The 24,763-nt window shown below is 38.2% G+C and carries 23 protein-coding genes and 4 tRNA genes; 21 read left to right on the top strand and 6 right to left on the bottom strand.

Annotated features, from left to right (window positions below):
* The 4 genes from BUB03_RS09955 to BUB03_RS09970 all read left to right on the top strand — a co-directional run bounded on the left by BUB03_RS09955 (position 1) and on the right by BUB03_RS09970 (position 3,483).
* Positions 1–747, top strand: a complete 747-nt coding sequence (locus BUB03_RS09955; protein ID WP_073062495.1) for a metallophosphoesterase family protein — start codon at positions 1–3, stop codon at positions 745–747.
* A 187-nt stretch (positions 748–934) separates the two neighbouring features.
* A complete protein-coding gene (locus tag BUB03_RS09960; RefSeq protein ID WP_073062497.1) occupies positions 935–2,659 on the top strand; it encodes a M14 family metallopeptidase in 1,725 nt (574 codons plus the stop codon).
* 142 nt (positions 2,660–2,801) lie between these two features.
* A complete protein-coding gene (locus tag BUB03_RS09965) occupies positions 2,802–3,083 on the top strand; it encodes a hypothetical protein (RefSeq protein WP_073062500.1) in 282 nt (93 codons plus the stop codon).
* Positions 3,073–3,483, top strand: a complete 411-nt coding sequence (locus tag BUB03_RS09970) for a hypothetical protein (RefSeq protein ID WP_073062503.1) — start codon at positions 3,073–3,075, stop codon at positions 3,481–3,483. The genes BUB03_RS09965 and BUB03_RS09970 overlap by 11 nt, the downstream gene beginning before the upstream one ends.
* 33 nt (positions 3,484–3,516) lie before the next feature.
* On the opposite strand, the gene BUB03_RS09975 is transcribed toward BUB03_RS09970, so the two are convergent.
* Positions 3,517–4,398, bottom strand: a complete 882-nt coding sequence (locus BUB03_RS09975) for a cupin-like domain-containing protein (RefSeq protein WP_073062506.1) — start codon at positions 4,396–4,398, stop codon at positions 3,517–3,519.
* Positions 4,399–4,834: 436 nt separating this feature from the next.
* On the opposite strand from BUB03_RS09975, the gene BUB03_RS09980 reads away from it, so the two are divergent.
* Complete coding sequence (locus tag BUB03_RS09980) at positions 4,835–7,585, top strand: carboxypeptidase-like regulatory domain-containing protein (RefSeq protein WP_073062509.1); 2,751 nt, start codon at positions 4,835–4,837, stop codon at positions 7,583–7,585.
* A gap of 58 nt (positions 7,586–7,643) precedes the next feature.
* Here BUB03_RS09980 and BUB03_RS09985 read toward each other — a convergent pair whose 3' ends face one another.
* Positions 7,644–8,141 (bottom strand): DinB family protein, encoded by a 498-nt coding sequence (locus BUB03_RS09985; protein WP_073062512.1) that lies wholly within the window; start codon positions 8,139–8,141, stop codon positions 7,644–7,646.
* A gap of 202 nt (positions 8,142–8,343) precedes the next feature.
* Between BUB03_RS09985 and BUB03_RS09990 the strand changes: the two genes are divergently transcribed.
* The 8 genes from BUB03_RS09990 (at position 8,344) to BUB03_RS10025 (ending at position 17,641) form a co-directional block, all read left to right on the top strand.
* Positions 8,344–9,252 (top strand): GLPGLI family protein, encoded by a 909-nt coding sequence (locus BUB03_RS09990; protein ID WP_040992911.1) that lies wholly within the window; start codon positions 8,344–8,346, stop codon positions 9,250–9,252.
* 134 nt (positions 9,253–9,386) lie between these two features.
* Positions 9,387–9,641: a FeoA family protein gene (locus BUB03_RS09995; RefSeq protein WP_081780125.1), complete on the top strand. Its 255-nt coding sequence runs from the start codon at positions 9,387–9,389 to the stop codon at positions 9,639–9,641.
* Complete coding sequence (gene feoB / locus BUB03_RS10000) at positions 9,641–11,674, top strand: ferrous iron transport protein B (protein WP_073062516.1); 2,034 nt, start codon at positions 9,641–9,643, stop codon at positions 11,672–11,674. The genes BUB03_RS09995 and feoB overlap by 1 nt, the downstream gene beginning before the upstream one ends.
* Positions 11,675–11,896: 222 nt before the next feature.
* Complete coding sequence (locus BUB03_RS10005; protein WP_040992907.1) at positions 11,897–12,925, top strand: DUF4421 family protein; 1,029 nt, start codon at positions 11,897–11,899, stop codon at positions 12,923–12,925.
* A gap of 60 nt (positions 12,926–12,985) precedes the next feature.
* On the top strand, positions 12,986–14,368 hold the full coding sequence (glmM, locus tag BUB03_RS10010) for a phosphoglucosamine mutase (protein WP_073062518.1): 1,383 nt from the start codon (positions 12,986–12,988) through the stop codon (positions 14,366–14,368).
* 47 nt (positions 14,369–14,415) lie between these two features.
* Entirely contained in the window at positions 14,416–15,003 is a 588-nt protein-coding gene (locus BUB03_RS10015; RefSeq protein ID WP_040992903.1) for a Crp/Fnr family transcriptional regulator, read from the top strand.
* 76 nt (positions 15,004–15,079) lie between these two features.
* Complete coding sequence (locus tag BUB03_RS10020) at positions 15,080–16,051, top strand: quinone oxidoreductase family protein (RefSeq protein WP_073062520.1); 972 nt, start codon at positions 15,080–15,082, stop codon at positions 16,049–16,051.
* A 207-nt stretch (positions 16,052–16,258) separates the two neighbouring features.
* Positions 16,259–17,641, top strand: a complete 1,383-nt coding sequence (locus BUB03_RS10025) for a tetratricopeptide repeat protein (protein ID WP_073062522.1) — start codon at positions 16,259–16,261, stop codon at positions 17,639–17,641.
* A 57-nt stretch (positions 17,642–17,698) separates the two neighbouring features.
* Here the strand turns inward: BUB03_RS10025 and BUB03_RS10030 are convergent, their stop codons facing one another.
* The 4 genes from BUB03_RS10030 to BUB03_RS10045 all read right to left on the bottom strand — a co-directional run bounded on the left by BUB03_RS10030 (position 17,699) and on the right by BUB03_RS10045 (position 20,570).
* The gene (locus BUB03_RS10030) at positions 17,699–18,556 is read right to left on the bottom strand and encodes a hypothetical protein (RefSeq protein WP_073062525.1); all 858 of its coding nucleotides are present in this window, start codon (positions 18,554–18,556) and stop codon (positions 17,699–17,701) included.
* A gap of 53 nt (positions 18,557–18,609) precedes the next feature.
* Positions 18,610–19,491: a DMT family transporter gene (locus tag BUB03_RS10035; protein ID WP_073062527.1), complete on the bottom strand. Its 882-nt coding sequence runs from the start codon at positions 19,489–19,491 to the stop codon at positions 18,610–18,612.
* The gene (gene aat, locus BUB03_RS10040; protein WP_073062530.1) at positions 19,478–20,131 is read right to left on the bottom strand and encodes a leucyl/phenylalanyl-tRNA--protein transferase; all 654 of its coding nucleotides are present in this window, start codon (positions 20,129–20,131) and stop codon (positions 19,478–19,480) included. Before aat ends, BUB03_RS10035 begins: the two co-directional genes overlap by 14 nt.
* A gap of 61 nt (positions 20,132–20,192) precedes the next feature.
* Entirely contained in the window at positions 20,193–20,570 is a 378-nt protein-coding gene (locus BUB03_RS10045; RefSeq protein ID WP_040992893.1) for a DUF3127 domain-containing protein, read from the bottom strand.
* A 172-nt stretch (positions 20,571–20,742) separates the two neighbouring features.
* On the opposite strand from BUB03_RS10045, the gene BUB03_RS10050 reads away from it, so the two are divergent.
* From BUB03_RS10050 to BUB03_RS10085, 8 genes are all read left to right on the top strand, one after another.
* Positions 20,743–20,824, top strand: a tRNA-Leu gene (locus tag BUB03_RS10050).
* Positions 20,825–20,828: 4 nt separating this feature from the next.
* Positions 20,829–20,904 (top strand) — tRNA-Gly (locus tag BUB03_RS10055).
* Positions 20,905–20,910: 6 nt separating this feature from the next.
* Positions 20,911–20,994 (top strand) — tRNA-Leu (locus BUB03_RS10060).
* Positions 20,995–21,170: 176 nt separating this feature from the next.
* Positions 21,171–21,255, top strand: a tRNA-Leu gene (locus BUB03_RS10065).
* Between the two features lie 289 nt (positions 21,256–21,544).
* Positions 21,545–21,913 carry a hypothetical protein gene (locus tag BUB03_RS10070; RefSeq protein WP_073062532.1) on the top strand — a complete coding sequence of 123 codons (369 nt, stop codon included), beginning with the start codon at positions 21,545–21,547 and terminating at the stop codon, positions 21,911–21,913.
* 42 nt (positions 21,914–21,955) lie between these two features.
* A complete protein-coding gene (locus BUB03_RS10075) occupies positions 21,956–23,371 on the top strand; it encodes an aminotransferase-like domain-containing protein (RefSeq protein ID WP_040992890.1) in 1,416 nt (471 codons plus the stop codon).
* Between the two features lie 16 nt (positions 23,372–23,387).
* Positions 23,388–23,873 carry a GNAT family N-acetyltransferase gene (locus tag BUB03_RS10080; RefSeq protein WP_073062535.1) on the top strand — a complete coding sequence of 162 codons (486 nt, stop codon included), beginning with the start codon at positions 23,388–23,390 and terminating at the stop codon, positions 23,871–23,873.
* Positions 23,874–24,054: 181 nt separating this feature from the next.
* A complete protein-coding gene (locus tag BUB03_RS10085; protein ID WP_073062538.1) occupies positions 24,055–24,762 on the top strand; it encodes a response regulator transcription factor in 708 nt (235 codons plus the stop codon).
* The last annotated feature ends 1 nt before the right edge of the window (position 24,763 follow it).

Below are 24,763 nucleotides of genomic sequence, written 5' to 3' on the forward strand. Positions count from 1 at the left end.
ATGGGCAGAACATTAGTCGTAGGGGATATTCACGGAGGCTTCAAGGCATTGAAACAGGTTTTTGAAAGAGCGGAGGTTACAGATAATGATCATCTTATTTTTCTGGGAGACTATGTGGATGGCTGGAGCCAATCTGCTGAGGTCATCAGCTTTCTCATTGAGCTGTCAGAAAAACAGCCGTGTATTTTTATTAAAGGAAATCACGATGCCTGGTGCGAAGACTGGCTGTCATCCGGAAACCAGCCTGATAAATGGCTTTTTAACGGAGGTAAAAGTACTGTAGAAAGTTATAATGACTATTCATTGGAAGACCTGCAGCTCCACCTTGAATTCTTTCAGAGGATGAAAAACTATCATATAGATCAGAAAAAAAGGTTATTTATTCATGCAGGTTACTCATCTATGCATGGTCCTGAAAATGAGGTTTATTCAAGCAATTACCGATGGGACAGAACCCTGTGGGAAACGGCCGTTGCCATGGATAAAAAGCTGAAGAAAGATTCGAAGCTTTATCCCAAAAGATTGCTTCTGTATAACGAAATATTTATAGGACACACGCCGACATTGGATATTGGAATTAGTTATCCGGTGAACAAAGCGAATATCTGGAATATGGATACCGGAGCTGCTTTCACAGGTTCTCTCTCCATAATGGATATTGATACCAGGGAATTCTGGCAGAGCGATCCGCTTCCATCCTTATACCCTGACGAAAAGGGCAGGAATACGGACATCACAGGCACATAAGTTCTTTAAAAAACCAAAGATCATTTTATTAAAAAAAATCTGCGCAATCTGCAAGAGAAAGAAACACAATAATCTTAGAAAACAGTAAACCTCCCAGTTTATTTCAAAAAATTGTACTTTTTTTATCGTTAAAAATAAAAGTTTAAACAAAATCATTAAGTAATTTTGAAGATCAAAATTTGCTTCAATGAAACTGAAATACCTCCTGATCTTCCTGAGCTCATCCTGGCTATTCGCCCAAAATTCATTTCAAACCCCTTTTGAAAAAGGAAACAGAAACCAAACGGTAACCTATGACGAAATGAATGCCTATTACCAGGGACTTTCCAAAAACTTTAATACGGTTCAATACCTTAAAAAAGGGGAAGACGACAACGGAAAACCAATCTATGTGGTCATTTACAACCCCTTTCCGGAAAAAAATATTGAAAAACTAAGAAAAGATAAAGCGGTTCTCTTCGTCAACAATGGGATCCATCCGGGCGAACCGGACGGAATAGATGCTACAATGATGCTGATCCGTGATCTGGCAACCGGAAAAGTAAAAACACCCAAAAATTTTATCGTAGCGGCAATTTCCGCTTACAATGTCAGTGGAATGCTGAACAGAGGTTCTTATTCAAGAGCCAATCAGAACGGACCGGAACAGTATGGCTTTAGGGGAAATGCAAGAAATTATGATCTGAACAGGGATTTTATTAAAGCAGATTCCAGGAACGCCAGAAGCTTTCAGGAAATTTATCAGTGGCTGCAGCCGGATGTTTTTATAGACAATCATGTAAGTAACGGAGCTGATTATCAGTATACTTTTACCTATATTTCCACCTTTAAAGAACGCCTTGGAAATACCCTTGGAAATTATTTTTACAATGATTACCAGGCTAAAAATCTGGAGGATATGAAAAAGCAGGGCTACGAAAGTACCCCTTACGTCAATATTCACGGGGATGTACCGGATGAAGGATTTGCCGCTTTTGAAGATTCTCCGAGGTATTCCACAGGATATACCACATTATTTAATTCCCTGGGAACCGTTCCTGAAACGCATATGCTGAAACCTTATGATAAAAGAGTGGATGCAACCTATAAATATATGTTGGTGAACCTTCAGAATATAGAAAAGGATTATCAAAAAATAAAGCAGCTGCGACTTGACAATTTAAAACAGTACAAAGCCGGAATGCAGTATGGAATCCGCTGGAAAATAGACTCTGCAAAATTCTCTACCATGGATTTCAAAGGATACGAAGGAAAATATAAAGCCAGTGATATTTCAGGGAAACCAAGGCTGTATTACGACAGAAACAAACCCTTTACAAAAAAGATAAAACTCTTTACCACAGCTGTTCCTGTAGGATATATCACCATTCCGAAATATTATATGGTTCCGCAGTCCCAGTATCGGGTAATTGAAGAGCTGAAGAGAAACAGGATTCAAATGACAAGGCTTCAGAAAGACAGCATTGCAAACGTTGAATCTTATAAAATTAATGATTTTAAAACAGTGAAAAACCCATATGAAGGACATTATCTTCATTATGATACAACGGTAGAAACAGCAAAAAGAAGCCTCACTTTTTCTGCCGGAGATTATTTAATTTCTACAGATCAGCCTGGTGTTAAATATATCATAGAAACACTTGAGCCTGAGGCATTAGACTCATTTTTTAACTGGAATTTCTTTGATGGAATTTTAGCGCAGAAAGAATATTACTCCCCATATATTTTTGAAGACACGGCTTCAGAACTGTTAAAAACCGATAAAAAGCTGAAAGAAGCGTTTGAAGCAAAAAAAGCAACAGATAAAAAGTTTGCAGATGACGGAAATGCCCAACTCGACTGGATCTACAGAAATTCCCCGTATTTCGAAGAAAAAACATTCAGACAATATCCGGTTTATAGAATCTTATAAGAAATTAAAATTAGATTTAAAATATTGATAATCAGTTTATAATTTTCAGGTTTTGCACCTATGCAATTAGGGTGTTTTTCCTGTCAGTCTTTCCTTATATTCAGACGAAATTTGCTTTATAAAACCAATAAAAACTATAGTTATGGCAACTAAAAAGCATTTTTTCGTTTCATTGGAAGGGGTAGACCTTTCGGACGAGCAGTTAAAAAGCATTGACAGAGGAATTCAGAGTGTAGTTCTTTCTGAACTTTCAAAAATTGATAATTCACAAGCCTTTGGGGCTCACAGGGATTTCAAAGGTTTGGTAAGACCCTTGAAGATCAAAGACTGGTTCCCGTGGGGAATCATTATTTTCAAACCGGGTATTGATATCCAGAGCCAGATCAAAGACATTCAGTCTCAAATTAAAATGTATGGAGGCTAATTCCAATACTTCAAAGAAGATGTGTCCCAGTTACTTAGGGAAAATTGGGGCACAGCTTTTTGGAGTGGTCAGCAAAGATGGTAAAGTACGGTTCATTACACCTCTTACCGTTACAGAAGACTTTCTTGAGCGAAATAAAGACAAAAACAGTCTTGAGCAGAGATTCCGGTTTACAGGAAAATGTGTTGAGAAAGGCTGTGCACAATGGAATGCAGAAGAATCCAAATGCTCCCTGTCCCAAAAAGTTCAGAATTTAGACACCCATAAAGAAACTGAATTATTCTTTTGCCCGATCAGGTCGCAATGCAGATGGTTTTCACAGGATGGTAAGGAAGCCTGTTTTGCATGCAATGAAGTAACAAGGAATATGGAAGAGCTTCTTGTAGGTTCGCAACAATAAAAAAGACGCTTCAATTTGAAACGTCTTTTTGTTTTATTTTGGTAAGCCTCTTTTTAAAGCTAGCTCTGCTCTTTTAACGGCTACTTTTTCTTTCCAGTCCATGTATTTCTTTTTGAAATTGGCCTTCATGATGTCATCAAATTTGCGCTGTACAGTGAGATTCCATAGAGAATGTGCTTTTACTGCCCAGGATTTGTCCCAAGCCCTTAAAGAAATGGAAAAACTGCCATCCAGATATTTCATCCAGTGCCACCATCCGGTAGGCATAAAAAGGGTATCTCCATGCTCAAGGAAGCATTCGATTCCTTCTACACCGTCAAGAGCAGGAAATTTGGTAAAATCCGGGTTTTCTATGTCATAATCTTCCAGGGCATACGTAGCATAAGGAAGCTGATATAATCTCTCTTTCCACTTATAATCGAAAAGCAGAACATGCTTTCTTCCGTTGAAGTGGGTATGAAAAATATGCGCCATGTCGATGTCATAGTGAAGGAATGTTACAGACCCTTTACCTCCGAAGAACATAGATGGATATTTGTCCAGAAAACCTCCCATAAGATCTTTGGGAGAAATATAATCCTGTAATAAATTTTTAGCATGCTTTATCGGATCGAAGAAGAAAATTCTAAGATCGGTCGGCTCTCTCTGGATTAGATCAATATAATCCCCGAACTTCATTTCAGCCGTTGGAGTATTGATTGGAGCCGCGGGATCAGCTTTTGAACTATCATATAAAGGAACCGTAACATCTCCTACCGTCTCCTTCATATATTCCATTGTCCATTTCTGATAAGCAGGCCATTTTTTTGCCATGTTCTTAATGACAACGGGCCTTCTCGCCTTAAGATATTTTTCGTAGAAATCTTCTTTAGAAATATCATCTACAACATCTATAGGCTTTAAAATAATTCCCATTCTATAAATTTTATGTTACAAAATTATTAAATAAATATATATGAATCAGTGTTTAAGTTTTTTTTAATCTATGATTCAAATCATTTTTAACTATTTAGACTAAATTAAAAAATTAAAAAATAAATGAGGTCTGAAATTATCTGAACTTTTCCCTTTATAATCAATCATTTTTCTTTAATGATAGAAATATAGTAAATAGAAAATAAATATTCAGAATTTATTTTTTGCAGGATAAATTTAAGGATTTTGCATACCAAACAAATTATTAAAGTAGAATTTGCATATTATTTTTATAAAAATAGCCGTCAGAATGTAAGTAAATAAAAAATATAACTACATTTGTAGTGATACAAATTTAACCTTTATCTCCAAAACCCATCTTTATAAAGTGTAACAAAAAACACAAGCTACAAACTAATTAGGCAAATAATAAATTATGAAAGGAAAGATTTCTTTACTTCTGATGCTTTTTTTCACCGTGCTCACTTTTGCACAGAAAACAGTGTCAGGGAAAATTACCGATGAAGACGGATCCGCTATTCCCAGCGCCAGCGTTACCATAGAAGAACCGGGTAAAGATGCTATTCTGGCCTACGGGATCACCAATTCCAAAGGGGAATATAAGGTGACTTTCACTTCTTCAGAGCCCAATGTAGATCTGAAAGTAAAAGCATTCAATCAAAAACCCCTGACCAAACAGATCAGCAACAGCGACCAGACCCTGACATTCAAAATGCAGTCTGAAGCAACAGAAATAAAAGAAGTACAGCTAAAAACCAAGATGATCACTGCCAGAGGAGATACCATTGCGTATGATCTTAAAGCTTTTGACAGTAAAAGTGACAGAACGCTTGCCGATGTAATGAGAAAAATTCCGGGAATTGAAGTGAACAAAGACGGAAGTATTCTTTACCAGGGAAATGCCATCAATAAATTTTATGTCAATGGGAAAGATCTCATGGAAGGAGGATACGGAACCATCAACAATTCTCTTCCTAAAGATGCCGTACAGAAAGTGGAAGTCCTTGAAAATCACCAGCCGGTAAAGATCCTTCAGGATAAAGTACCTTCCGATCAGGCCGCTATCAATATCAAATTAAAAAATTCCGTTACCATGACCGGAAGAGGAGAAGTGGGAACCGGTTTTGGAGATCCATGGTTATGGAACGTCAAGCTGACGCCTATGTTTTTCGGGCAGAAAAGCCAGTGGGTAGTCAACTATAAAACCAACAATATGGGCGAGCAGGTGGAAAACGAGGGCAATATCCTGGCATTCGGAAGCGGATGGGAAGGCAAAAGAATCAATGCAGCCCAGAACGACTGGCTGAATGTGGAAAATGCCAGCACTCCCAATCTTCCTGTAAAAAGATACCTGATGAACAGCGTACACTATCTTTCTGCCAATTATCTTACCAATATTGATACAAAGAAAGAATGGGAACTTAAAGCCAATGCAAACTATACAAATAATACTGTAGAAAGGGAAGATATTGTAGAGACGATATACAGCCCGAGAAATGATAAGCCGGGATCAACAATAACAACAAGTACCAGAAATAACTTCTATACAGATAAAGTAAAAGGAGAACTGATCTTTACAAAAAATGCAAAGAAAGGTTTCTTTAAAAATACAACCAGTTTCAGCCAGTTCTGGAATGCAGACAGAGCAGTGGCCACAAGAGTGGGAAGAATTGGAAATGAGGCTGTGGAATCGCCAACATCTTCCTTCCAGAACTCATTGAGTACCATCATTCCATGGAAAGAAAAAATGGTTAATTTTAAATCATATATCAGTTATCAGGATGATAAGCAGTCGCTCGAGGTTTCTCCCGCCAATTATCTACAGATCTTATACAAAAATCCTGTAGCAGATTCAGCTACGGCAATTAATTTTGCTCCGGGAACATCTGTAATACAGAATTTCAGACTAAAGACTTTGGAGACATCTCATTCTGCAAACATCAGTTTTTCTAAGAAAGGATGGACCTTTACCCCTCAGGTAGGATTTGATTTCTCTTCAAAAAACCTTGATACTCGTTTTAATGGAACAGCAATACCAAATCCGGCTATTGAGAATGATGTGGCTCCGAGTTTTGAAGGCCCGGCCTATCAAAATGATCTGAGATTTACAGAATTCAATCCTAATGCATCATTAGGAATAAATTATAAATCGGAAGCATGGAGCATTTTTGCCAATGCACCGGTAAATTTTAACAGCATCAAAGCTGAAGATGAATTGAGGAATGTACATAAATCACTTAATAAAACGACATTTACTCCCAACCTATTTGTTCAGTATTCCTTTGCCTCTTTCTGGAAAGCAAGTTTGAACGGGAATATCAGCAATAACTTTGGAGATGTTCAGTCCGCATATGCCGGTTATATGCTGCAAAGTCCGGGAGGATTCAGTGTAATGGATCCTAATAACCCGATTCCGCAAACCAATTCAAAAAGTGCAGGTTCAAGAATCGAATATAGAAACCCTCTGAATAATTTATTTTTCAACGTAAATTACTCTTTAAGCGACAGTAAGAAAAATCTCTTAGCGTCTCCGATACTTGACATCAATACAGGATTTACATTGATTCAATACCGAGAGCAGGAAAATCATGCAAAGAGCAACAGGCTGAGCATAGAAGTAGGTAAATATTTTCCGAAATTTAAAACAAATGCCTCTGTGAGCTATAGCAATACGGTGTCTAAATCAGATGCATTCCTTGATAATATTCAGTATTTAAGTAAAAATAATACCCAATCCTATGGGTTTAAATTAAATAATACCTATTTCAGCTGGATGAGTCTAGATTATAACCTTAATTTTTCCAGAAACAAGCAGGATAATATAGGATTGAATGACAAAGGAGGAAGATTGGGGATCAATAAAGGATTTAATCACAATTTAGGAGCATTTTTCTACCCGATCGAAAACCATACAATAGGATTCAACTGGGATCAGGTAAATACAAGCGATGGGCAGAATAAATACAATAATGCTTTCTATGATCTTTCTTATCAGTTCACTTGGGCAAAAAAGAAAGTCGACTTTGAGCTAAAATGGATGAACATTGCCAACAGAAAAGTGTTTGAAACATATAACATAAATCAGGCAACCAATAGTGTTGCGTACACGAGAGTTCAGCTCCGCCCAAGCCAGGTCATGTTTACCGTAAAATTCAACTTTAAATAAAAGAACAGAAAACCAATCTCAGCGAGATTGGTTTTCTGTTTAAAATATATTTTGTTTTCTAAAACCCTTGATGATCTGCAGAAGGGCCATAGCTTCCCGGCAGAGGAATATTGTTGAGTCTGTAATAAACACCAAGCTGGGCTCGGTGGTGGGTGATCTGGTTCAAAGCATGGCGAATCGCTCCGTACTTGCTCCAGCTTGCCAGTTCGTGGCCGTCATTTTTAATCGTCCAGCTGGGATTAAGATCGGCTTCTGTGCTATTGTCCAATGCCGTTTTTGCCGACTGATAATCGTCTTCCAGTTTTTTAATAAGATCATCTTTTGTAGAAAGAACAGTCGGTTTGTAATCGCCTTTACCAAAATTCAGTTCTGAAGTTTTCAAAATAGTGTTCGGCCATTCAAAAACTTCTACAAGGTGGGTGGCAAGAGGCATCATTTTCATGCTTTTTTCATGAGGAGCATAATCGTTTTTTCCTTCAGGGAATAGTTCGATAAATTTTTTTGTGGTTTGGAATTCTCCCTCCAGTTCGGATTTTAATTGTGCTAAAGTGTCCATAATATTTTGTTTTTTAAGTACTTAAAGATAAGGCTTTTGAAGATCAGAAAGTGGTAAAGAAATCATAATTTTATTTCTGACCGATTTTGGTAAGAATGTAATTTTTTGATTTACAATAATTTATAATTGTGCATTCAAAAATTTTGAAAAAAAATGTAACATATTTCAGGAATTGATAACTAATTAGGTAAACATTATTACAATGAAAAAGCTATTTTCTGTATTCTTTATTGCTCTTTTTGCTTTTGCATCGGCACAGGATTCCAAAGAGTCCAAAGAAACAGCAAACAGGTTCTTTTACGAACTTACTTTTAAACCAAAAAAAGATTCTGCCAAGATGGATAAAGTAGTGGCTATACTGGACATTACAAGTAAAAAATCAATCTATCAGGATTACACAATTCCCGCTCAGGACTCCATTATTAAAGTGGCTGTGGAAGAAATGGAAAAGACAAAAAGCTGGAAAGATGTAACAAAGCTTATTAAAATGCCTAAGTTTTCATATAAAATTGTTAAAACTTATCCGGAAATGAAAGAGCAGTATATTGACAGGGTAAGTATGAATCTATTTGGATATGATGATGACATTAAATTCAACTGGAATATTTTACCGGAAAAAGAAAAAGTAGGCGAATACAATACACAAAAAGCTACTACAGAATTCGGAGGAAGAAAATGGACGGCCTGGTTCAGTACAGATATTCCTTTTCAGGATGGACCTTATAAATTTTACGGTCTTCCGGGCTTGATCGTGAAAGTTGAAGATTCCGAGAAAAACTACTCCTGGAAACTAAGCGGAAATAAGAAGATCTCTAATTATGACGAGATGTCTTATTCCGACAAAATAAATGCAAAATATGGAATTCCTCAGACGATAACACCTACAACTAAGGAAAAATTTGAAAAAGCTTATGCAAGCTTTAAACAAGATCCAATGGCTGAGTTTCGTCAGAAAGTAACCCCAGAAATGATGAGCATGAAAATGCCGGGTTCAGACCTTACCATTGGAGAGTTTGCAAAAAAACAGGAGAAGCAGGCAAAAGATTTCTTTAATGCCAATGATAATCCGATCGAAATTTCATCACAAAATCAGGAGAAAAAGAAAAAATAAGCATTCATATCAACTAAATTATATTATTAAATCAACCCGGATACAGCAATGTGTTTGGGTTGATTTCTTTCAGGTCTTTTGTTATTTAGATTAAATTTAAATAGCGTATATTTGCCCTTACAAAAAATCTGGCTTTGGAAGAGATTAACTTACATAAATTAAGTGGATTCCCTAAAAACAAAATGGGGAAGATTTTGGGTTATGATAATGATCAGCTGAGAATGCCCAACAAGATTATAGAGATGGGGCTTCTGCCTGAAACTATTTTCAGGGTTTTGTACCAGGCGCCGTTCAAGGGACCCATGTATGTGGAGTTTGGAGAGGAAAAGAGCCGCATCGCTCTTCGTGAAGAAGAGGGAGAGTATATCATTGTTGAAGAATTGAATTGATGCAGGAAAATAAGAAAAAAAAGGTCCTTTTGGTCGGGAATCCTAACGTAGGAAAATCCACCGTTTTCAATGCTCTGTGCAATAAAAAACAAAAGACCGGGAATTATGCAGGAGTTACCGTTGCAAGCCACTCAGGAAATTATATTTATAAAAACGAAGAGATCGAAGTAATTGATCTTCCGGGATCATACAGTGTATACCCAAGTTCTGAAGATGAAGCTATTTTTTCCAAATTTCTTATTGATGAGCAGAAAAACTATGAAGGGGTCATCTATATTCTTGAAGCATTAAGCTTAAAAAGAGGACTGCTTCTCTTTCAGCAGATACAGGATCTTGGCATACCTATGATTCTGGTCGTCAACCAGATAGATCAGGCAGAAAGAAGAGGAATCAGCATTGATATACAGAAGTTTTCTGATGCTTTAGGCATTAAAATTATTCAGACCAATGCTAAAGAACAGATTGGAATAGAAGAGATTAAAAAAGCAGTCCTGAACAATGGCTTCCAAAAAGCAGATAAGATATCATTTGAAACTCCTACCGAACATAAAGATTTCATACAAAAAATAGTAGCTCATAAAGGTTTCGACAATGAGTATAAAGCCTGGATGAGCCTTTCATTAGGTTCCGGCCTGGGGAAAATAGATTCAATAAAAGACCTGCTGAACGAACCGGAAACTAAAAGTTTGGTTCCGAAACGGCTTCAGGTTCAGGAAACCGTAAGAAGATATCAGAATGTAGATAAAATACTGTCAGATGTCATCTCTAAAAAAGCACAGTTCAAAGAGCTTCTCACAGAAAAGCTGGATAAAGTACTCGTTCACAAATTCTGGGGTTATGTAGTTTTTCTCGTAATCCTGCTGATCATTTTCCAAAGTGTTTTCTTCCTGGCGGAATACCCGATGAACTGGATCGATGATACCTTTTCATGGTTGGCTGCATTTACAGGAGAACATCTTCCGGAAGGGCCCATTAATTCACTGGTTTCAAGCGGAATTATTCCCGGAATCGGTGGAATTGTAGTATTTGCACCACAAATCGGGATTTTATTATATTTCTTATACCTATTGGAAGATTCAGGATATATGGCAAGGGTTGTATTCCTGATGGACAGGCTGCTGCGTCCTTTCGGACTGAACGGAAAAAGTATAGTCCCTCTCGTATCTGGAACCGCCTGCGCCATTCCTGCCGTAATCTCTACAAGAAATATCGAAAATGTAAAAGAAAGACTATTAACCATACTCGTTACTCCTTTCATGACCTGTTCTGCAAGGCTTCCGGTGTACAGTATTATTATCGGGCTTATTATTTCAGACGGATCATTCCTCGGAATTAAATACAAAGCACTTGTATTGATGGGAATGTATCTTTTAGGGTTTTTGGTAGCATTATTTTCAGCATCCATCCTTAAAAGATTCATCAAAAATAAAGAAAAGACTTACCTGGTAATGGATCTGCCGACCTATAAAAAACCACTTTTCGGATACGATCTTAAAATGGTTCTGGGCAAGGTGTGGGAATTCGTTACAGGAGCAGGAAAGATCATTTTTATTGTAAGCATCATTGTATGGTTTTTAAGTTACTTTGGGCCTAAACAAAAGCCTGAGCAGTTTGTGGCTACCAATGTAGAACTCGACCATTCCTATCTTGCTAAAATGGGCAAAGGAATTGAGCCGCTTATTGAGCCTCTTGGTTACGACTGGAAGATGGGAGTGGGAATTCTGACCAGTTTTGTTGCCAGAGAAGTTTTCGTAGGAACAATGTCTACCCTGTACAGCCTGGAAGACGACGCCCCCGAAGTAAAAGTAATTGATAAAATGAGAAGAGACGTAAAACCCAATGGTGAAAAAGTATTCAGCTTTGCCACGGGAATTTCCGTACTTTTATTCTACGCATTTGCAATGCAGTGTGTTTCCACACTTGCAGTAGTCTACAGAGAGACCAAAAGCTGGAAATGGACCGGCCTTCAGGTAGCGATGATGACCGGTTTGGCATATTTTGTGTCGTTAATAGCTTATCAGATTTTAAAATAATGGATACTTCATTGATTTTTCAGTACGTAATCATCCTGTTAATTGTTGCATTTGCCTGCTACTCTTTATTTAAAGTGCTCAGAAAAAACTTTGCACCGAAAAAATTCAGCTCCAAAAGAACCAACTGCGACAAAGACTGCGGATGTTCCTGATTATATTTTTTAAGTTTATAATTAAAAAAATAGTAGTATTTTCATCTTTTGAAACTAAAACTATTTCAAATTGAACCTTAAATTATCAGCTGCCTTATTATTTTTTCTTTCCACAGTTCTGGCAAAAGCCCAGGCAGATACCACCAAAATCAAGTCTTATGCAGACCAGGTAATGGTCCGCGTTAACCTTGATACCAATATTGAAAATTATATTTTTACAGAAGGTCCCGAAGACAAGCCACTGGAAACCATTTTTACCATCAATAATAAAATAAGGACCTCTTTTTCCATTGATTACAGAATTATAAGTGCCACCATTTCATTCACACCAGGGTTCCTTCCAGGGAATAATGATGACCATCTTAAAGGCACCAGTTCATATACAGATCTGAGATTCCGGTTTTTCCCAAAAAAATTTATCCAGACCGTTTATTATAAAAATGTAAAAGGATTTTACATGGAAAATATGAGCGACTTTTTCCCGGACTGGAAAGAAGGAAGAGATCCGTACATTCAGTTCCCCGATCTGAGAGTACAAAGCTTTGGAGGATCCACAGCCTATGTCCTGAAAGATAATTTTTCCCTGAAAAGTATTTATACTCAGGGAGAATGGCAGAAAGAAAGCCGTGGAAGCTGGGTTCCCATTCTGGATTATGATCTTTCGGTATTCAGGGATATCTTAAACGGGCAAAAAAGTAAAGAGACCCAGTACAGTTTCGGGGCAAGTATGGGCTACTTTTACAACTGGGTTCCCGGAGCCAGAAAAAGAGTCAATATTGCGCCTAACGTTTCTCTGGGATTTGGCGGAATGTTTTCCAGCAGCTGGGATATTCTTGAAAACGGCTCCAAAGCCAATAAAGTCAATACACAGTATTTAACCCTCAGGTTTGCGACAGGCCTTCACATAGGATATAATACCGATAGATTTCTGTTTGGAGGCAAATTTAATGTCACCGCATATGCCTATAACGAAAAAGACAACCAGAATGTACAGAATAACAATATATTCGGATTGCTTTACATAGGCTATCGTTTCCCTCCGCCAAAAGTGGTAGAAAGAAATTATAACAAGGTTCAGAAAAAAATTCCCATTTTATAACTTATTAGTCTTTTGAGTATCTTTGCCGGGAATACAACCAATTAAAATAATAATATCAGAATGTCATTAATTAAATCTATTTCAGGGATCAGAGGGACAATAGGAGGAAAAGTAAATGATAACTTGACCCCTTTGGATGTGGTGAAATTTGCTTCCGCATTCGGAACGTGGCTTCAGAATACACAAAATAAAAAGAATCTAACCCTGGTTATAGGAAGAGACGCCAGAATTTCAGGGGAAATGGTTTCTTCGCTCGTAACTGCGACCTTGCAGGGATTGGGAATCAATGTGGTGGATCTGGGACTTTCTACAACACCAACGGTAGAAATAATGGTTCCGGAACTTAAAGCAGACGGAGGAATTATCCTGACAGCTTCTCACAATCCTAAGCAATGGAATGCCCTTAAACTATTGAATGCTAAAGGAGAATTCATCAGCGGGGAAAATGGTGCTGAAGTATTGGCTCTGGCGGAAAGCGAAGACTTCAATTATGCTGAAGTGGATGATCTAGGAAAGTACGAAACCAGAAATGATGCCTTTGATATCCATATCCAGCAGATCCTTGATTTACCGATGGTAGATGTTGAAGCCATTAAAGCCAAAAAATTCAAAATAGTTCTGGACGCTGTCAACTCTACAGGAGGAATAGCAATCCCGATGCTTCTGGATAAACTGGGCTGCGAAACAGTAAAATTATACTGTGAACCCAACGGACAGTTTCCACACAACCCTGAGCCTTTAAAAGAACATTTGGGAGATATCTGTGAGCTTGTAAAAAAAGAAAATGCAGATTTAGGAATCGTTGTAGACCCGGATGTGGACAGACTGGCATTAATTGATGAAAAAGGGGAGATGTTCGGCGAAGAATATACCTTAGTTGCAGTAGCAGATTATCTGTTAAAGCATAAAAAAGGAACTGCAATTTCCAATCTTTCTTCAAGCCGTGCCTTAAGAGATGTTGCAAGGAGCCACGATTCAGAATACTTTGCCAGCGCCGTGGGAGAAGTAAACGTAGTAAACCTGATGAAAGAGAAAAATGCAGTAATCGGCGGTGAAGGAAACGGAGGAATTATCTATCCTGATCTTCATTACGGAAGAGATTCTTTAGTAGGTGCCGCTTTGTTCTTAACCCATTTGGCAAAAGAAAACAAAACAGTATCCGAATTAAGAGCCGGATATCCGGAGTATTTCATGGGTAAAAAGAAAATAGAATTAACACCGGAGATCAATGTAGATGATATCTTAGCCAAAATGGAAAAAGAATACCAGAATGAAGAAGTTTCAACGGTAGATGGGGTAAAAATTGATTTCGAAAAGAACTGGGTTCACCTGAGAAAATCAAATACGGAACCGATCATCAGAATTTATACAGAGGCTCATTCACAGGAAGAAGCAGACAAACTTGGGGATGATATTATAGCTAAAATTAAAAGTTTAATCTAAAATAAAACAGGAACGGAGCAGAAATGTTCCGTTCTTTTTTCTTACAGATGTTTGAGCATATACAAAACAGATTTCACTTACCGAAAGGGGAATGGCGGAAATTTCTAAGCTGCTTTGAGCGCATTGAAGTTCCAGCCAGAACTTTACTTTTAAAGGAAAATGAAATTTCAGACAGTGCCTACTATATTGAAAAAGGGATCGCGAGGGCCTGGTACAACAATGACGGGAAAGATGTGACCTTCCAGTTCTTTATGGAAAACACGATGTTCTCATCCCTTGAAAGCTTCAGGAAAGGCCTGCCAAGTATGGTTTCCTTCGAAACCATAGAGCCATGCATTTTATGGAAGATCAATAAAGCAGATGCAGAGGCTGTTTTAGCTGAGGTATATGAAGATCCTGAGCTGAGAACCCAATTCATGGATGCTCTCTTTGAAAGGATATTCGACTACATGAAACATTTTTTCTCATTTATAAAGGATACTCCCAAACAGCGCTATCTCAGTCTTGCCAGAGAACGTCCGGAAATCATTAGAAGAATTCCGCAGCATTATATTGCTTCCTACCTGGGAATTACCACGGTACATCTTAGCCGTATCAAAAGTGCCATCTTAAAAGAGGATGCTTTAAAAAAGTAATCAATACAACAACTGATAACAAATGTTATTGCACTGCAGACTGCTCTCATCCTAATTTTGTATAAAAATTTAAATAATGAAAGCAGCAGTTGTATTTGAAAAAGGAAATAATCCTCAATATGCAGAGTTTCCGGATCCGGAAATCCCTAAAGAAAATGAAGTGCAGGTAACAGTAAAAGCAGCTTCAATTAAAAACCTTGACAGAGCTATTGCAGGCGGAAACCATTATTCCGTCAGCAGCGAAAAACATCAGCCGAAAATTATAGGAACAGATGGAGCCGGATATCTTAGCAATGGTCAGAAAGTGTATTTTTTCAGTAAGAAAGGGACCGCCGCAGCGAAAGTCAATGTGGAAAAAGGATTTACTATCCCCGTACCGGAAGAGCTGGACTTTATTACCGCCGCCGCATTGCCCAATGCCGTAATGGGATCTGCGATGGGACTGAAGTTCAAAGCAGGGATGAAACCTGGCGATACTGTTTTAATCAATGGAGCAACCGGGGTTACAGGAAAAATTGCCGTTCAGGTGGCCAGATTGTATGGTGCCAAAAAAATTATTGCCACAGGCAGAAACGAAGAATCCTTACAATTACTTCTTACACTGGGAGCAGATGAGGTGGTTTCTTTAAAACAACCCGATGAAGATTTTAAAACAAAAATTAAAGAAATTCACAGCGAAACCCCTGTTGATATTATTTTGGATTACCTGTGGGGACATTCCGTAGAGATGATACTGAATACTTTGAAAGGAAACGGAACATTTTCTCACAAAACCAGATTGGTTTCTGTAGGAGGAATGAGCGGGGATATCATTCAGCTGTCTTCACAGATTCTGAGGGGAACAGATATTCAGATCTCGGGCTCCGGATTGGGAAGCTGGACAAAAGAAGAAACCCATCTCCTGTTTACGGAAATCATCCCCGAAATGTTTCAGGCAGCAGTAGCCGGTAGCATTCAGATAGATACAGAAACGGCAGACATCAAGGATGTAGAGGCAGTCTGGAATGCCGAAATTCCGGCTGGAAAAAGACTTGTTCTGACTATTTAACCACAATTTCACTTTTTTATCCACAATCCTTTTATCTCTTTTCTTTTTTTACTATCTTTAATATAGAAATTTATGAAAAATTAATTCAAAAAAAAGTTGCAACTTTGCATAAACATTTGAATTTCAGTTTCAGAAGTTATTATTAATTAAAAAGTTTGCCGAGGTTTGTAAGCATATTCAGACATCTGGCCGACGAAGACGACACTATTGGAAGAGTATTTTGGAAATGAACTTGTAAAAAAGTTCGAGGAAATGATGGAAAACAATGATGAATTCTACTTCGACACCGAAGAGCTGGAAGATATTATTGTTTATTATTTGGAGCTGGGAGATTTTAACTACGCAGACAATGCTGTTAATTATGGCCTTAAGCTTCACCCGAATTCATTGGATATCAAGATCAAAAGACTTGAAATTCTTCTGGAATGGGAAGATTATAATACGGCAAAAGAACTCATAGACGAGCTGAAAGGCTCATCTATGGAAAATACAGACTTTATGGTCTGCTATGCCAAGTATTATTCGAACCTGGGAAATCCCAGAAAAGCCATTGACATCTGCAAAAAAGCATTAGAACTGAAAGAAGAAGAAAACTTCCTTCACAACTTTATTGCAGACGAATATGTAAACTTGGGAGATCCCTTTAACGCTCTTAAGCACTACAGAAAAGCCCTGAAAGAAGATCCTACGGACGAATATTCGCTTGAAAACTGTATGATCTGCTTCAGCGACCTGAATAAGAGTGAAGAGGCTATTGCCTTTCTTAATGAATATTTAGATGAATTTGCCTATTCTGAAACCGCTTGGTTCGAGTACGGACAGTTTTACTTTAACAGAAAGAACTACGAAGAAGCCATAAAAGGATATGATTACCTGCTGGCGATCAATTCAAGTTCTGTAGGAGTATATGCTAACAAAGCAGCGTGTTATGAAGCTCTTGGGCAGTACCAGAAAGCCGTGGAAGTATATGAGGAAATGCTTGAGCTTGAATATACCAAAGCATTTACATTTTATAAGATAGGATTGTGCTACAAAGCACAGAAGCAGTCTATAATGGCCCTGAATGCATTTCAGAAATCACTGAGAGAAGATCCTCAGTTTTATCTGTCCATGATGGAACAGTCTTACCTGTATGAAGAAATGGGCGGTATGAAAGAAGCACTGCATTTTGCCAAAGAAGCCACCCAGCTTAATGACAGCAACCTTGACTATCAGAAAAGACTGGCCTTCCTGTTCATCGATTCCGGAAAATTTGAAGAAAGCCTTGGCTGTCTTAAAAAACTGGTAGATGCAGAGCCTTCACGATTTTACAACTGGTATGCCTATTCGGAAGTACTGATGCTTCTGGGAGAATATGAAGAAGCTGTGACTATTCTGGATAAAGCCATCAAAGTGCACAACAGAGCAGAGCTTTATTATCAGCTTAGCAACTGCTATTTCAACCTGAGAAATCCGGAAAAAGGAGCCGAATCTCTTCAGAAGGCTTTAAATATCGATTCTTCCCTGGCCACGGATATGCAGAAAAAGTATCCTTTCATTAAGGATGAGGTGAAGAAAGTAAAAGCTAAAGTAAAAAAGAAGAATTCTTAAATGGTTTAATTTACCATCATAAATAAAAAATCCTGCAGCGATGCAGGATTTTTTATTTTAATAATTATATTCGTAGGTATAAATTTCAGGTTGAGAGGGGCTCGGAACTCCATTCAGATCGGTAGGCTGTCTGCTTTCGTAAATAGGATAACCACTTGAACTAAAAGTAGTCGTAAACTTGTAAGCTGAGTAACCGCTTCCGCTTCCACCGGAATAGGTATATGTTGTATTTTCTTTATAACCGCTTAAGTTATTTTTTAAATTGGAAAATAGGTAGGATACTCCGTCACTCATATCACCATTATATATGATCTTATCAAAGCCTTTTACATTTTTAAAAGGATAGTTTTTATCGGTATAAGTATAAGCCGCTGTTTGATTATAATTGGTAATAATTCCATTGCTGGTTCCTGAGCCACTTCCCGCAGCACTGATCAGATTCCCGCCATTGTAGTTATATACGTGGTTAATCGTATAATTGGTGTTAGTACTGATAACCTGTCTTTTTACATTGATTTGGTTGGCATTTATATGGGTATATGTATGGATTACAGTATATTCCGTTACCCCTGAAGCTGAATATTCCTTATTAGTAGCTGAGGTCATCAGGTTATTCGTATATCCGTATTCTGTGGCAGACTGAAGGATGTTGCCTTCATAGAATTTAATATTGGCAATATTATCACCACTATAAGTAAATACAATCTTGTTACCGGAGTTATTATTACTTGTAATATTTAAGATTTTAGTCCCATCATAATTGATTTTCATGTTTTCGCCATCAACACTCATTTTCACGGGAAGGATAACATTTTGTGTGGACGGATTGCTGTTGTCTACTGTATTATCATCGTCGTCAGAACCACAAGATAGTGTAAGTAAGGCCATTGAGCCCAAAAGAATAATTTTTTTCATGATTTATAAATTAAAGAGCCCAAAGATATATTTTTTTTCTACAAATCAAAATTTTATTTTTTGGGTTTAGACCTTAAAAAAATCAGTCCTCCGATAATAACTGCTGCGCCTACAAACTGTAAAAAACTCAGCTTTTCGCCATCCAGAAAACCCCAGATGATAGCAACGATAGGCATCAGCAAGGTTACTGTTGAAGCAAACAGCGGAGTAGATACCTTTAATAAACGGTAATTCAGTGTCATAGCCAATCCGGTTCCAAAGATGGATAACAGGCTTACAAACATCAGCCCCAGCATATTATCTTCATTAAAGGAGAATGTTGAAAAGAATCCCGTGAATGCCAAAGCAACAACAGAAGGGAAAAATAGAACAAATGAGAAAACAAATGCCGATAAAATCGTAGAAGAAACTTCCATAAGTTTAGATTTCACCGTTGTGGTACTCATTGCATAGCACAATGTAGCCAATAACAGCAGTAATATAGGAATCAGCTTGAATTTCCCACCCTCGCCATCACCGCCAAAGGCCAGTAAACAGACCCCTGCAAAGCTTATTAATGTTCCGACGATCTGTTTCTTTGTTGTTTCGAACTTCCATACCAGCCCGCCTACAATGATTACAAAAATTGGCATCATGGAATTGATGATTCCCGCAATGCTGCTGCTTACTTCCGTTTCTGCAATCGGAAAAAGGAACATAGGAATGAAATTTCCTGTAAATGCAGCCATAATAAGCCATTTCAAATGCTTTTTAGGGAAAAGTTTATATTTTGAAATCGCAACAGGCATCAAAATAATACCGGCAATCAATACCCTTAGTGCTCCCACCTGATAAGGACTGAAATGTTCAAGGGACTTCTTGATCAGGATAAAAGAAGAACCCCAGATCAGGGTTAATACAATCAGGAGAATCCATTTTTCTTTATTGGCGTTCATTATTTTTGTGTAAGATTTTTAAAAATTCTTTTTTGGGAATCATTCTGGCGCCCAGGCTTTCAAGGTGTTCGGTATGAGATTGACAATCAATAAGATCTAGGGTGTTTCTGTTTTTTTCTACAAATTGAATAAAGCCGGCTTTGGAAGCATTGCTTACTTTGGCAAACATACTTTCCCCACAGAAAACATTTCCAATCTGAAGACCGTAAAACCCGCCGACTAATTCTCCGTCCTGCCACACTTCAATGCTTTTGGCAAGGCCATATTCGTGAAGCTTGATAAAAGATTCCATCAGTTCATCCGAAAGCCAGGTTCCCGTTTGTCCTTTTCTGCTCGCCTGCTGGCAATTCAGGATCACTTCCCTGAAATTTTTGTTTTCCGAAAAAGTAAAAATACCTCTGTTCAGGATTTTCCGCATCGATTTGGAAACTTTTATTTCATCAGGAAACAGGACGAATCTTGGGTCCGGACACCACCATAATATTTCCTCTCCCGGATTATACCATGGAAAGATTCCCAGCTGATAAGCAAACCAAATACGCTCTATGGAAAGATCTCCTCCAAAAGCAACCAGCCCTTCATGACCGTCATAAAGCTCAGGATCAGGGAATGAAATCTCGTTTTCGTCTAATCGGACCATTTTTTTGGAAAAAAAATCCCACTTGAGAAAGCAGGATTTATATTGGATCTTAATTTTTTAATTAAAAAGGTAAATCGTCATCATCATCTCCAGCGAAAGGATTTTCATTGGAAACCGGAGAAGCAGATTGGGACGGGGAAGCTTGTGTAGGCTCAGATCCGTTATCCATAACCTTCTCTACTCTCCATCCTGTAATAGAGTTGAAATATTTGGTTTCGCCCTGTGGAGAAACCCATTCTCTACCTCTGATGTTGATTCCCACCTTTACAGTCTCACCTTCTCTAAGGTTATCTAATAAACTGATCTTATCAGACAAAAATTCTATGTTTATCGGCTGTGGATACTGTTCCTGAGTTAAAATAACCATTTCTCTCTTTTGAAAGCCACTTGCAAATGTCTGAGCATCAAAAAGTTTCTTTACCGTTCCTTGTAATTCCATATTGTAATTATTAACGTTGTAAAAGTAAGAAAATGAAATGTAATAATAGAGGGGGCGGAAAAAAAATGTGTGAATTTTAATTTTTTTTTCTCAAAAGTTTGGAGAGAAGGGAAAAAGTCCTATATTTGCACTCACAAAAACGAAACAAGTTCTTTAAAATAACAACAAACCAGCGGATGTGGTGTAATTGGTAGCCACGCCAGACTTAGGATCTGGTGCCGTGAGGCGTGGGGGTTCGAGTCCCTTCATCCGCACTATGCGAAAATAGCTCAGCTGGTAGAGCACAACCTTGCCAAGGTTGGGGTCGCGGGTTCGAATCCCGTTTTTCGCTCCACACCATGCCCTGGTGGTGGAACTGGTAGACACGCAGGACTTAAAATCCTGTGCCTCTTTTGGCGTGCGGGTTCAAGTCCCGCCCGGGGTACTAAAACTCTCTGTTGATCTCAACGGAGAGTTTTTTAGTTTTAAAAGGTTTGTAAAAGCTGTTTATTTATTCAGTTTTTTGTACGTTTTTATATCTTTAGGTTCTTATTTTAAAGCAAAATGTTTTATATTTGTAACCACAAAAAGATACAGTTCTTATATAAAAAGAAACAACCAGCGGATGTGGTGTAATTGGTAGCCACGCCAGACTTAGGATCTGGTGCCGTGAGGCGTGGGGGTTCGAGTCCCTTCATCCGCACCATGCAAGACAACTCTCTATTGAACTTCAATGGAGAGTTTTTTATTTTATACCATAGTAAATATTCAGTAAAACCGCCTTTTCATCAAATCAATCAAAGATTGACTCCTTCTTTACACCTTTAAACTGGCCAGGCATGATATTAACCTTGCGTAAGAAAATGCAGTTCTGTTTAGGCAGAAAACGATAAGATTAATATTTGCATCCAATCTGTACCCAAAATAATATTAACTTCTGTATCTGTATCCTTAAATAGATACCCTATAACTTTGTTATACTAAAACAGGATATTATGGAAACAATTATTCGTAACTATCAGCAGCTTCAGTATGCTGAGGTTTATATTTCAGATATACCATCCCTAAAAAATATTTTTCTGCAGGTACAGAATTCTTCCAAGCTTACTAAAGAATTTGGCGTTCCTTTTCTTTTGGTGAAGAAAAAGAATCAGATAGTAGGATTTGCAAGCCTTATTATTAATGGAAAAGGAGAAATCTCGTTTACCATATATGGGAAGAATGAACTTTCAGATTCCGAAAAAAGGGATTTCAATCTTCGGGCAGAGCGTTATTTTAAACAGAATAATTCGGGAAACTTCAGGAATGCGGATCAGCTGAAAAGCAGTATCGAAAGAATGATCGCCTGGCTGAACGTAGGATAAACCTGAAATGAATTTGTAAATTTACTTTAAAACTCAGGCTTTATGTCAAAAGATGCTCTCTATCTTAAAATAGCAAAATCGGTCACCGAACAGATCAAAAGTGATACCCTGCAGTTTGGGGACAGACTGCCTTCGCTCAGAAGTGCCCAGAAGCTTTATAACGTAAGTCTCAATACTGTTAAGCAGGCGTATATGGAACTGGAAAGCCGTTCTCTTGTAGAATCCCGCCCCAAATATGGTTATTTTGTAAGTCAGACCTCCCAGAGAAAGCTGGCATTGCCCTCTGTGGCACCAATGAAACAGGCAGAAAGAAAAAACTGCCCCGAAGATCTTATTGATAAGGTATTTGGAACTATCGACGGAACAGATGTTACCCAGTTTGCCTTAGGCATTCCCGGAAAAAGCTTTCTCCCTTTGGCGAAGCTGAAGAAATCCATGATTAATGTGATCAAAAGAAAGAACGACAGCGGCACAGATTATGAGCCGGTACAGGGAAATGAGCATCTGCGCAGGGAGTCTGCCAAATGGGCTATGGTTCTGGAAGGGAAAATTTCGGAAGATGACTTGGTCATCACTTCAGGAGCGATGAATGCGGTATATACCTGTCTTATGGCGGTTACCAAGCCCGGGGACTCCGTTGCAGTGGAAAGTCCGGTTTATTTTGGAGTGCTTCAGGCGATCAAGCAGCTGGGACTCAAGGTGGTGGAGATTCCTACCCATCCTGTTTATGGAGTAGACCTTGAAGCATTGAAAAAAGTCTTGCCTACACTATCTGCATGCTGCTTCGTGACCAATTTCAATAATCCGCTGGGCTTCCAGATGCCGGACGAAAACAAAAAAGAGCTTGTAAGGCTCATCACAGAGTATAATGTTCCGTTAATTGAGGATGATATTTACGGAAACCTGTATTTCGGAGCGGAAAGACCAAAACCATGTAAATTTTATGATGAGGCAGGTCTTGTGATGTGGATAGGATCGGTTTCCAAAACCCTTGCTCCCGGCTACCGTGTCGGTTGGGTTGCTCCCGGGAAATTCAAGGAAAAAGTGATCCGTCAGAAACTGGTTCAAACCGTTTGCAGTCCGTCTCTTTACCCGGATGTGATTGCAGATTTTCTTGAGCATGGCCGTTATGATCACCACCTCAGAATGTTCAGAAAAAAGCTGTATGCGAATTATCTCCAGATTCAGAAATCAGTGTCAGAATATTTCCCGGACAATACAAAGGTTTCGGAACCTAAAGGAGGCTTTATGCTATGGCTGGAGCTGGATAAAAAAATATGCACAGAAGATCTTTATGATGAAGCCATGAGCCAGAAAATAACCTTTGCCCCGGGGCGAATGTTTTCCCAATATAACCAATATCAAAACTGTATGCGTCTTAATTATGCACTGGAATGGACAGACAGGGTGGAAAGTGACCTTGAAAAACTGGCAAAACTGGTAAAAAAGAGAATTTAACTAAACCTTATAAACAATGAATGATACAAATAATGAAGTAAAAATTATAAGTTATGATCCTCAGTATAAAGAAGCTTTCAAAGCATTAAATGAAGAATGGATCAGAACTTTTTTCAAAATGGAAGCGGGGGATTATAAATTATTGGATAATCCGGAAGAACATATTATTAATAAAGATGGACATATTGTTTTTGCCTTATTAAATAATAAACCGTTGGGAACCTGTGCATTAGTAAAAATATCAGACCAGCCGCTTAAATTTGAATTGTCAAAAATGGCGGTAAGTCCTGAAGCACAGGGAAAGAAAATCGGTTATCTGGTAGGAAAGGCTTTAATAGAAAAAGCCAAAGAGTTAGGAGCGGAAAGTGTTTTCCTGGAGACCAACTCCATCCTGGTGCCTGCCATTAAACTGTATGAGAAACTTGGCTTTAAGCATATGCCTGTATCAGATTCCGTCTATGACCGCTGTGATACCCAGATGCTTCTGGAATTCAATATTTAAATAAAAATATATCAAAGATATCGGTATCGGATAAAATGTCCGTGCCGGTATCTTATTATGATAGAAGTCACCAGCCGCAGGGAACCCTCATCCCTTTGCCATTTCGCCTTTTTGTCCTTTAATAGTTCTCCTTTTCTCCTATTCACTCTTTTTCCCTATTTTTGTGAAATTCCTTATTTCAATGAAAAAGATTATCCTCATCGAAGACGAAACCAGTGTTGTATCTTTTATAAAGAAAGGGCTTCAGGAAAACGGGTACGAAGTTTCCGTTGCTTTTGACGGCCGTACAGGGGTACAGCTGGTACAGGCAAACGATTTCGATATGGTGATTCTGGATATTATGCTTCCGGAAATGAATGGTCTGGACGTCTGCAAAGAAATCAGGAAAACCAATCAGCATGTTCCTATCCTGTTTTTAACAGCTTTGGGAACTTCCGAAAATATAGTGCTGGGTCTGGAAAGCGGAGGTGATGATTATCTCGTAAAGCCATTTAAATTCATTGAGCTTGTTGCCCGTGTGAAATCATTATTAAGAAGAAGTAATGGGGTAAGCCCTCAGGAAATTGCTGAACCTGAGCCTGATAATGAATATGTCTTCCAGTTTTCAGATCTGGTCGTTAATGATTATACAAAGAAAGTGACCCGTGCCGGAGAAGAAATTTCTTTAACCTCTACAGAATACAAGCTGCTGCTTTACTTCCTGAATAATCCTGAAAAAGTAATTTCCAGAGCTGAAATCCTGGATGCAGTCTGGGGGGTAAACTATGAACTGGGAACGAATGTGGTAGACGTTTATGTGAATTATTTAAGGAAGAAGCTGGATAACCAGGATGATAATAAACTGATCCACACTGTAATAGGTATGGGATATGTGCTGAAAAAACCTTAAT

The sequence above is a fragment of the Chryseobacterium oranimense genome (assembly GCF_900129755.1).
In the GTDB taxonomy this organism is placed as follows: domain Bacteria; phylum Bacteroidota; class Bacteroidia; order Flavobacteriales; family Weeksellaceae; genus Chryseobacterium; species Chryseobacterium oranimense.